The 9,352-nt window shown below is 41.9% G+C and carries 12 protein-coding genes and 1 pseudogene; 7 read left to right on the top strand and 6 right to left on the bottom strand.

The genetic code is table 11. The annotated features are described in order from the left end of the window. Positions 1-104: 104 nt before the first annotated feature. Complete coding sequence (locus tag QM629_RS16135; RefSeq protein ID WP_415160922.1) at positions 105-503, bottom strand: acyltransferase family protein; 399 nt, start codon at positions 501-503, stop codon at positions 105-107. An 85-nt stretch (positions 504-588) separates the two neighbouring features. Here QM629_RS16135 and QM629_RS16130 point away from each other — a divergent pair, with 85 nt between their 5' ends. Further along, positions 589-906: an MmcQ/YjbR family DNA-binding protein gene (locus QM629_RS16130; protein ID WP_415160921.1), complete on the top strand. Its 318-nt coding sequence runs from the start codon at positions 589-591 to the stop codon at positions 904-906. A 2-nt stretch (positions 907-908) separates the two neighbouring features. On the opposite strand, the gene QM629_RS16125 is transcribed toward QM629_RS16130, so the two are convergent. Together QM629_RS16125 and QM629_RS16120 are read right to left on the bottom strand one after the other, a co-directional pair. Further along, positions 909-1,328 carry a clan AA aspartic protease gene (locus QM629_RS16125; RefSeq protein ID WP_415160920.1) on the bottom strand — a complete coding sequence of 140 codons (420 nt, stop codon included), beginning with the start codon at positions 1,326-1,328 and terminating at the stop codon, positions 909-911. Between the two features lie 19 nt (positions 1,329-1,347). Beyond that, positions 1,348-2,268, bottom strand: a complete 921-nt coding sequence (locus QM629_RS16120; RefSeq protein ID WP_415160919.1) for a DUF72 domain-containing protein — start codon at positions 2,266-2,268, stop codon at positions 1,348-1,350. Positions 2,269-2,628: 360 nt separating this feature from the next. On the opposite strand from QM629_RS16120, the gene dcd reads away from it, so the two are divergent. Next, entirely contained in the window at positions 2,629-3,165 is a 537-nt protein-coding gene (gene dcd, locus QM629_RS16115; RefSeq protein ID WP_415160918.1) for a dCTP deaminase, read from the top strand. Here the strand turns inward: dcd and QM629_RS16110 are convergent. Continuing rightward, positions 3,162-3,647: a low affinity iron permease family protein gene (locus QM629_RS16110; protein WP_415160917.1), complete on the bottom strand. Its 486-nt coding sequence runs from the start codon at positions 3,645-3,647 to the stop codon at positions 3,162-3,164. The genes dcd and QM629_RS16110 overlap by 4 nt on opposite strands. Positions 3,648-3,714: 67 nt before the next feature. Here QM629_RS16110 and QM629_RS16105 point away from each other — a divergent pair, with 67 nt between their 5' ends. Beyond that, a complete protein-coding gene (locus QM629_RS16105) occupies positions 3,715-4,314 on the top strand; it encodes a DUF1684 domain-containing protein (protein WP_415160916.1) in 600 nt (199 codons plus the stop codon). 101 nt (positions 4,315-4,415) lie between these two features. Continuing rightward, a pseudogene (locus QM629_RS16100) lies at positions 4,416-4,550 on the top strand (transposase); the annotation flags it as partial. Between the two features lie 201 nt (positions 4,551-4,751). On the opposite strand, the gene QM629_RS16095 reads toward QM629_RS16100, so the two are convergent. Further along, entirely contained in the window at positions 4,752-6,035 is a 1,284-nt protein-coding gene (locus QM629_RS16095; RefSeq protein WP_415160915.1) for a WcaI family glycosyltransferase, read from the bottom strand. A gap of 250 nt (positions 6,036-6,285) precedes the next feature. Between QM629_RS16095 and QM629_RS16090 the strand changes: the two genes are divergently transcribed. The 3 genes from QM629_RS16090 (at position 6,286) to QM629_RS16080 (ending at position 8,769) form a co-directional block, all read left to right on the top strand. Next, a complete protein-coding gene (locus QM629_RS16090; protein WP_415160914.1) occupies positions 6,286-7,596 on the top strand; it encodes a Gfo/Idh/MocA family protein in 1,311 nt (436 codons plus the stop codon). 17 nt (positions 7,597-7,613) lie between these two features. Then, the gene (locus QM629_RS16085) at positions 7,614-7,757 is read left to right on the top strand and encodes a hypothetical protein (protein ID WP_415160913.1); all 144 of its coding nucleotides are present in this window, start codon (positions 7,614-7,616) and stop codon (positions 7,755-7,757) included. A 190-nt stretch (positions 7,758-7,947) separates the two neighbouring features. Continuing rightward, on the top strand, positions 7,948-8,769 hold the full coding sequence (locus tag QM629_RS16080; protein ID WP_415160912.1) for a DUF1080 domain-containing protein: 822 nt from the start codon (positions 7,948-7,950) through the stop codon (positions 8,767-8,769). A gap of 127 nt (positions 8,770-8,896) precedes the next feature. Here QM629_RS16080 and QM629_RS16075 read toward each other — a convergent pair whose 3' ends face one another. Further along, a complete protein-coding gene (locus tag QM629_RS16075) occupies positions 8,897-9,088 on the bottom strand; it encodes a hypothetical protein (RefSeq protein ID WP_415160911.1) in 192 nt (63 codons plus the stop codon). Positions 9,089-9,352: the final 264 nt, after the last annotated feature.

Raw genomic sequence — 9,352 nt, 5'->3', positions numbered from 1 at the left:
TTCATTTTGCCCATGCGATAATTTGCGACCATCTATCTTTTGGCCTATAAGTACTTCTAAATTTTGCATACGCAAAAGTAGGAAAATAAAGCGAGAAATGTCGCCTATCCTGTGAAATAGTTAGTAAGGGTTGCTGGTTTTTTATAGCCAAACCTGTAAATAAGAAAATTTAATAGCGGAGAAAATATAAATGAATAAAACAATAATGGCAAACCAAGCCGTTTCAAACGGTCAAGTATAAATTTTACAGCGCCTTTTTTCAGGTAAGAAGATTCTGTGAACAAGGCTGAAAGAAAAAAGAAAAATCCCATAAAAAAGGATTGATTGACGGCAACAAACCAGGTCATAAAAATTTGGGCCGTTTCGTTTGAACTCTTATCATAAAAATACCAGCCGCCGGGGGCGCCATACGTAATGCAGGTGTGATGGAGTATTACCAATACGGTTAATAAAACGCGGATATTGTCTATATAATTAATTTTGGTTGCCAAAGGAGCCTTCATGTTTTTTGTTTTACTTACAACGAAATTCTTTAAAATAAGTTACTCCGTAACTATGTGCTGATTTGGTTACCTAAAATTATTTTATATGGTTTCACCTGAAGAAGCAAAAGCTATTGCATTATCATTTGACGGTACAGATGAAAAGCCGCACTTTCATCGCACTGCATTTACGGTGAATAAGAAAATATTTGCAACATTATTGGCAGGCGATAGTACATTGAACCTGATGTTTGATCTGCAAACGCAATTTATTTTTTGCCCGCCGGAAAGTGATGTTATTTATCCTGTACCCAACAAATGGGGATTGAAAGGCGCAACAACCATCAATCTTAAAAAGGCGAATAAAAAATTAGTGATGAGTGGGTTGAAGGAAGCGTATAATTTGAGGTTGATGAAAAAGTAATTTTATTTCATTGTCATTTGCGCAAAATATGGATGCTCAGGGTTTACAATTAATTCCCGCCTTTGCGGATCAATCAACACATCCATATCTTCCAGGGGAATAGCACCAAGTAACGGTTCTGAATTTCCTGGTAAAACCATTGCACTGCAATTACATCGCCTGTTTTTAAATTTTACTTCCACAGGGGCAACAACATCGCATTCTATAATATTGCCATTAGCCATCTGCGCTTTTCTTTTTTCAACAACAGGCAGTTGCAACTGCTCCTGGATATTTTCATTAATTGCCAACGAAATTGAACCTGTATCTACTAACGCTTTTACATTCATGCGCTTTATTTCTTCTTCGCCAATTACGTTACGGCGGGCTAAAACCAAATCTTCTCCATTTATTAATTCAATATCTGCATAAACAAATCCCATAAAAATTGTTTTATCAAATTTACAAAAATAAACTTCCCTGTCCGCCTTCTTTCTTCTCCGCAAACTGTGGTTTTATCAAGTTCAGGCCACAGGCTGTATTCAGCTTATCAACAAGATAAACCGTGAGTTCCGGTGATGTTGCTTCATCGTGCATGTGCATGAAAAAATAAATATCTTCAATGCCTTTGTTTAACCAGTATTTCATACGTTCAATCCAGGCATCAATTCTTGTGTAATCTGATGGATGCAGGCTGTTGCCCACATAACGGATAAACGTTTTTGGAATGGTAAGATGCATGTGGGCGCAATCCCTGCGGCCGGCTGTGTCGGTAATAACAGCGCCCATATTTAATGCATGCAATGTTTCAAATAATTCTTTGCTTGCAGGTTCTTTGAACCAATCTGTGTGGCGCACTTCAACAAAGAACTGCAAATCTGTTGGCAACGATTTTAAAAATGCAAACAACTCTTCTTTACGTTTTGGTGAATATGCATCGCTTACCTGTACGAATATCGGGCCGAGATGTTCTTTAAACGCCAGCACGCCTCTTAAAAATTCTGTAACGAGAAAAGGTTTATCAGTAAGCTTGCCAAAATGCGTAACACCTTTATACATTTTCGGACAGAACAAAAAATCTTTACCAATTGCCTGTTCATTCCATTTCGCAATGCCGCGTTCGCCATAAATTTTATAGTGCGTTGCATTAAGTTCAATGCAGTTGTAATGCTGAACGTAGTGCTTTAAAAAGTCTTTTTCCTTTGTTTTTTCGGGATAGATCTTCCCCACCCATTCCGGCCTGCCCCATTTGGCGCAGCCAACATACACTTTAGCGTTTTTATTTTTCTTTCCCGGAAGAATAGTTTTATTGAATGCAGGCTCTTTCGGCAGGCTGAAATCAATATTGTTCAATTCATTTACAGGAACACGGCCAAACTCCATAACAGGTTTTTATAAAGGTAGAAGTAAAGGCCGGAAAAAATTTCATTATCGCCAGAGGCGATAGAATAATAATGCGGGGCGAAGACACCTCACATAGCACCCAGATTTTTAGTGATTAAATTGTGAATTGAAATTAAGGCTTACGAAAAATATTAGTGTTATTTGCCGGTTAGAATTTCTTTTGCTGAATGACTTCCGAAAAAACGGGACAGGTACCGGGTGGAAGTGAGAGGCACGTAGTGAAGCGCAGCGTAACGAGGACTTGTAATAAGCTGCCGGAACCGCAGCTTAACAGCATTACAAAAGCTGACAGTTCCAAAAGAAACTACAAATTGAAAACTATAAACTACAAACTCAAAAATGATCCTTTCTGATACACGCATTTTGGAAGAGATGGAAAAAGGTTCGATTAAGCTTGTGCCTTACGATCGTGAATGCCTTGGCAGCAACAGTTACGACGTGCATTTGGGCAAATGGCTGGCTACTTACCGCGAACATATTCTGGATGCGAAGAAGCACAACGAGATTGAATATTTTGAAATTCCTGATGAAGGTTTTGTTTTGTACCCGCATATATTTTACTTAGGCGTTACGGAAGAATATACCGAAACACATGCGCATGTTCCATTCCTCGAAGGCAAGAGCTCTACGGGAAGATTAGGCATTGATATACACGCAACGGCAGGCAAAGGCGATGTGGGTTTTTGTGGCAACTGGACGCTGGAGATTTCAGTTAAACAACCGGTGAAAGTATATAAAGGCATGCCGGTTGGACAATTGATCTATTTTCCGGTGGATGGTGAAATTGAGGTAAAATATAATCAAAAGAAAAATGCCAAGTACAGCCAGCAACCTGACAAGCCTGTTGAAAGCATGATGTGGAAGAATAAGTTTTAGGACTTATCTATCGGTTTTATTTTTCTTCTGTGTTTTATAGCAGCTTCTTCTATAGAATGCGTTGCTTTAATATCTGCTTCTTTTGCGGCCAGCTTCGCCAACTGTATGTAAAACTTTTTCAGTATCTCCAGTTCTTCCGGCGTAAGGTCTTCTACATCAATAAGCCGGTTGCTGGCGTCTTTGCTGGAAGCAATCAGTTCGTTCAATTTTATTTGCAGCGCCATTGTGTCTTTGTTTTGCGACTGCTGAATTACGAATACCATTAAAAAAGTAATAATAGTAGTGCCGGTATTTATAACAAGCTGCCATGTGTCGGAATAATGAAATATGGGGCCTGAAACAGCCCACAGGATAATAATAATAAAGGCAATAATAAATGCTATGGGCTTACCGGTAGCTTTTGTTGCAGCAGTAGAAAAGCGGTCGAATACTTTACTTATGCCACCTTTGGTTTTTTTATGGCTATGACGACGCTGGCTCATATATTTTTGTTTAAATGTTTCTTGAAATTAATGATGCAAATAATATGCTGCTAATTTTGCCCTATATATGAAACAGTTTTTTGTTGCTTTTGTACTTACATGTTTATCACCTGGCAGTTTTGCACAAACTGATACGGCGGCTGTTAATGATACAAAACGTTTTCAGGGGGAATTAAGGATGGAATATGACAATCCCAATACTTCGCCCCTGAGCGCAACCGCCAAAAAAACGTTTAAGGGCATTCACTTTTTCCCCTTTAATAAAAAGTATGTGGTGAATGCCCGCTTTGTAAGAACGCCGAAAGAAAAGCCTTTCCAGATGAGCACATCAGGCGGCATACGTAAAACCTATATAAAGTATGCAGCAGTATTTTTTGTGATTGATGGAAAGGAGTACAAACTGAATGTGTATCAATCGCAGGATTTAATAAAATCTGCCGAGTATAAAGATTACTTATTCATTCCTTTTACCGATGCAACGAGCGGTGAAGAAACCTACGAAGGCGGCAGGTATATTGATCTGAATATTCCGCAAAGCGATCATATTGTAATCAATTTCAACAAAGCTTATCATCCGTACTGCGCTTATACAGATGGTTATAACTGCCCGATACCGCCGGCTGAAAATACCTTGCCGGTGAAGATTGAGGCGGGAGTGAGGTTTTAATACAGCTTGTAAAATATTTCAGCTACGGATAAATTCATGAGATAGCGCAAGAGTACGCCGGGCTGCAAAGCCTAAGCGGCATACTTGCGCCAGACAGGCGCAATAACTGGGACTGCCTGACCAGCTATTTTGACTATCCCCCGGAGATCAGAAAAATTATTTATACCACCAATACTATCGAAAATCTCAACCGGGGAATTAGAAAATATACAAAAACAAAGATGCATTTCCCCGATGCACCAGGCGGCGCTAAAAGCAGTTTACATGGCCATCACAAATATTGAAAAAAATGGAGCGTGCCCATCCAAAATGGGCGCATTTCAAATTTTCGCAGGTGGGTGGACACCCACCTGCAGAACCCGCTACCGGTCGGTGTCTCACCGACCGGAGTGCCGCGTATGAAGCGAAAATTTGAAATGCGACCGATACGGTCAGAATTATTTTGCCGGCAATGATGGCGCTGCCGCAACAGGCTGGCTGATGCCTAAAACTTCCTTTACGTATTGCTGCATTATTTTATTCAGGCAAAGGTGCTTTTCCGCAAAGCTTCTTGCTTTTATTTGCAGCGCTGTATGGCTGGTGGCAAGCGCTTTCTCAATACATTTTTTTAATTCCGCCACATCTTCGGGCAAACAAACAAGGCCAATATCATTATCAACAACTGTATCGTACAGCGCAGAGCCCTGCTCCGCCGTTACTGCAACAAGGCCGCCCACAGCGCAAATATTGCTGAGCTTTGACGGCATTACAAGATTGGCCACACCGGCTTTTTGTATAATGAGATGCACATCAGCTATATTTAAAAATCCATTCAGGCTTTCTTCAGGCTGTAAAGGCAGGAAATAAATGTTGCGCAGTTTCATTGCGGCAGATTTTTGTTCCAGTTCCGTTTTATAAGGGCCGGTGCCGCAGATGATGAATTGTGCCGGTTTCGCTTCCTCCTGAAATTTTCCGGCAACAAATAATACGTTTTCCAGCCCTTGCTTTTCGCCAATGGCGCCTGAATACAATATAACCGGTATATCAGGCTTTAAACAGTAAGATTCTTTTAAGGCTTTATTATTTTTTATGGGAAAGAAGCGGTCTGTATTCGCCCAGTTTGGAAACAGGTATATTTTTTTATCTGTTTTCGCCTGCAGTTTTTTCTGAATGCCTTTGGATATGGTGCTTATCCTGTCTGCTTTTTTTAAAATAAATCTTTCGGCTTTAAACAATATGCCAAGCAGTTTTTTGGAAGAGATCATATTCAGTTCTTTGGCGGCATCTACCTGCAAATCCTGAATATGGTATAAAAAGCAGGCTTTTGATATGGTTTTGTAAACAGCGGCAGCAAGGCCTAATGGCAATGGCGGCGCAACAGTCATTACATAATCAAACTTTTTGCCTGTAAAGCCTGTAAGCTTAAAAATTACCGCCATAAAAAATGAAAGGTCAAACAGCATTCTTCCTCTGCCGGTGGGATTAGCCGGTGTGTAATGAGGGCAGCGGTAAACGGTTATTTTATTATTGCCGGCCGTAAGCTTTATTTCCCTGGTTATCTTTTTATTCTTCTTATTATAAGGAGGCTGAACCTTCCAGTAAGGATAATAGGGATAGCTTGAAATTACCGTGCAGTTGAACCCGTTATCGGCCAGCCAGTCTATCATTTCGCCATTATAACGGCCAATACCTGTAAGCTCAGGGTAATAATTGCCGGCCAGCAGCAGCAGTTTTTTGTTCATGTAAGCAATGGTTTTTTATGCAGCAAACAATATTTTTTTAAAAGCCCTTTATTGTTTGCAAGGGTTTTCTTTAACCATTTTTAATACCGGAACACGAATATAAATAATTTCAACTGTATATTTAAGCCATCATTAAACGTATTGTTTGCATAGCTGTTGGCCTGAGGCCCATCTGTGTTTAACTTGATTTCAATAATGGTGCATCTTACATGCTTTGATACTAAAGCCCATACATACAAAAACAGAAAAAATGAAACGCAGGCATTTTCTTCAATCAACTACCATGTACGCTGCAGGCGCAGCATTGATTCCTGAAACATTAAAGGCGGCTGCAGGCAAGGTGGCCGCGGCCGATAAAATCCGCATCGGCGCCATTGGCATAAACGGCATGGGCTGGAGCGACCTTTCTGCCATGCTAAAACACCCAGAAGCGGAATGTATTGCTTTGTGCGATGCAGATAAGAATGTTTTGGACAAACGTGTGGCAGAACTAAAAGCCCAAAACATAAACGTAACGGCTTACAGCGATTATAGAAAATTGCTGGAGAATAAAGATGTGGATGCGGTTATCATTGGCACGCCCGATCACTGGCATTGCAAAATTATGGTTGACGCCTGCATGGCCGGCAAAGATGTGTATTGCGAAAAGCCTGTTGGCAATTCAATTGTGGAATGCGCAAGAATGGTGGATGCACAGAAAAAATATAACCGTGTAGTGCAGGTGGGCCAGTGGCAGCGCAGCAATAAGCATTATGCCGATGCCATGGAATTTGTGCATAGCGGCAAACTGGGCAATGTGCGGCTGGTAAAAGCCTGGGCTTACCAGGGCTGGATGAAACCAGTTCCTGTACAGCCGGACAGCGCGCCGCCGGCCGGTGTGGATTACGATATGTGGCTGGGCCCTGCGGAAAAAAGGCCATTCAATCCCAACCGTTTTCATTTTAATTTCCGCTGGTATTGGGATTATGCCGGCGGCTTAATGACCGACTGGGGTGTGCACATGATTGATTACGCCCTGCTTGGTTCCAACGCTACAGTTCCAAAAAGTATAATGGCAAGCGGCGGCAAATTTGCCTATCCCGACGACGCAGAACAAACACCCGATACGCTTACTACCGTATATGATTTTGGCAGTTTTAACATGCTGTGGGAGCATGCCACCGGCATTAACGATGGGCCTTACCAGCGCGACCATGGCGTGGCATTCATTGGCAACAATGGAACGCTGGTTGTGGACCGCGGTGGCTGGGAAGTGATTCCCGAAATAATTAATGGTGAAAAGAAAATGGAAGCCATTGCCCGCCAGCCCAGAACAGATGACGGCCTTTTATTGCACACACAGAATTTCCTGGATGTGATTAAGTCACGTAAAATGGAGGATTTAAAATGCCCGGTGCAGGCTGCAGCGCATGTGGCCACGGTTTGCCAGATGGGTAATATTGCTTTCAGGATGGGCAAAAAAATTTATTGGGACGATGCAAAGCAAAGCTTCACCGATAAAGAAGCCAATGATTTGCTTGCCGCAAAGTATCATAACGGGTATGAATTGCCAAAGGTGTAGTTGTGCAAACCGCAAACATGGTTATTGTTTACGTTTTACAATGGTTGGTGCAGCGTGTAATTGTTATCGCCGGAGGCGATAGAACAAAACTGCGGGGCGAGGACGCCCCGCAGAGCAGCATGCCAAAAGTGCTTAACATTTATAAAGCATTGGGCCAATAACAAGTTTACAATAAGTTGATACAGCAGCACCATGAAAGCTGCCATGAAAAGATGCAGGTGACGGGATTGCGACGCAACCGTGATGCCATTGGTTCATTAGCCTGTAACAAAAAACATTCAAACAAATTCGGAATAATTTTTATCATAACTGTGTTGTATGTTGCAGCACATTAAAAACAAATTGCAAAAAATGAATAAAAAAATCCTGTTAACCGCTGCCTGTATTTTTAGTTTATTAATTGCTCATGCCCAGAATGATGCAGATACAGCAACCATGTATCCCGGCCTGCAATACATTGGTGATACAACAAAGCCGCAAGCCACAGAGTTTTATAAGCCGGTACCGCCTGTTGTTACGCCGGGTAAAAGTTTTGGCGATGCGCCTTCTGATGCGGTGATCTTATTTGATGGTAAAACTTTGGATAAGTGGGAATCCGCCAACGATACCACAAAACCTGCCGACTGGATTATTGATAATGGTGAATTAACCGTAAATAAAAAAGGCGGAGGAAGCATTCAAACCAAACCAAAGTTTATGGATTATCAACTGCATATTGAATGGAAAGAACCGGTGGATATTGAGGGTAAAGGCCAGGCCCGTGGCAATAGCGGGGTTTTCCTCGCATCAACGGGCCCGGGCGATAATGGGTACGAGATACAGGTGTTGGATTGCTATAACAATACAACTTATGTAAACGGCCAGACTGCGGCCGTGTACAAGCAAGGCATTCCATTGGCCAACGCCTGTAAAAAACCCGGCGAATGGCAAACGTATGATATCGTTTGGACCGCACCCCGTTTTGACGCATCAGGAAACTTAACAGATTCTGCAAGGGTTACGGTTTTTCATAACGGGGTTTTGGTACAGAATAATTTTAAACTAAGAGGCGTAACAAGATACATTGGCTTACCCTATTATAAAGCGCATGGGGCATCTTCCATCAAGCTGCAGTCACATGGCGACCCAAGCAAACCCATCAGTTTCAGGAATATTTGGGTGAGGCCGCTGTAGCGGCGGGGAGTGAATGGTGAATGCGTGAAGATTTCTGGGCCTGGTTATAAAACTTTAATCCCCGGGAGTTTTAAAGTTCCGGGGATTAAAGTTTTGATGTATTAGCTCGCAGCTCATAGCTTACAGCTCAAGGCTTTCCCTCAAACCGTATCCTGTATTCAGAAATATATTCGCTGCTATCGCCATGCGTATCTTTAAAGAACAACCTTGCTTCCCGGCCGAGTTTAAGGCAGGTGTTTTTGCTGGCAATATCTTTAGCCGAGTTCAATGGCTGCAGCGATGGGTACCAGATGATATGCCCTGGTTTATTCAATAACATTTGTGGTTTGCTCCATTGTTGCGCGTTGCTGCCTTCGCTTAAATCTTTATTAACGCGAGTTCGGGATAAGCTTAGATTGTTATTTCGACCTCATCCCAACCCTTCTCCAAAGGAGAAGGGCAAGAAAAAAACATGATTTTTTGCATGTTTTATGAGTTTTAGGGTGTCGGAAGTCCTCTCCTTTGGAGAGGATTTATGTGAGGTCTGTCTGCAATCTTTAAACATATCGCTTATCCCGAACTCACCTTAGTATTGTACTGGTAT

This window comes from Parafilimonas sp., assembly GCF_047606085.1.
Taxonomy (GTDB): domain Bacteria; phylum Bacteroidota; class Bacteroidia; order Chitinophagales; family Chitinophagaceae; genus Parafilimonas.
This window is presented reverse-complemented; position numbering and strand designations above follow the sequence as displayed.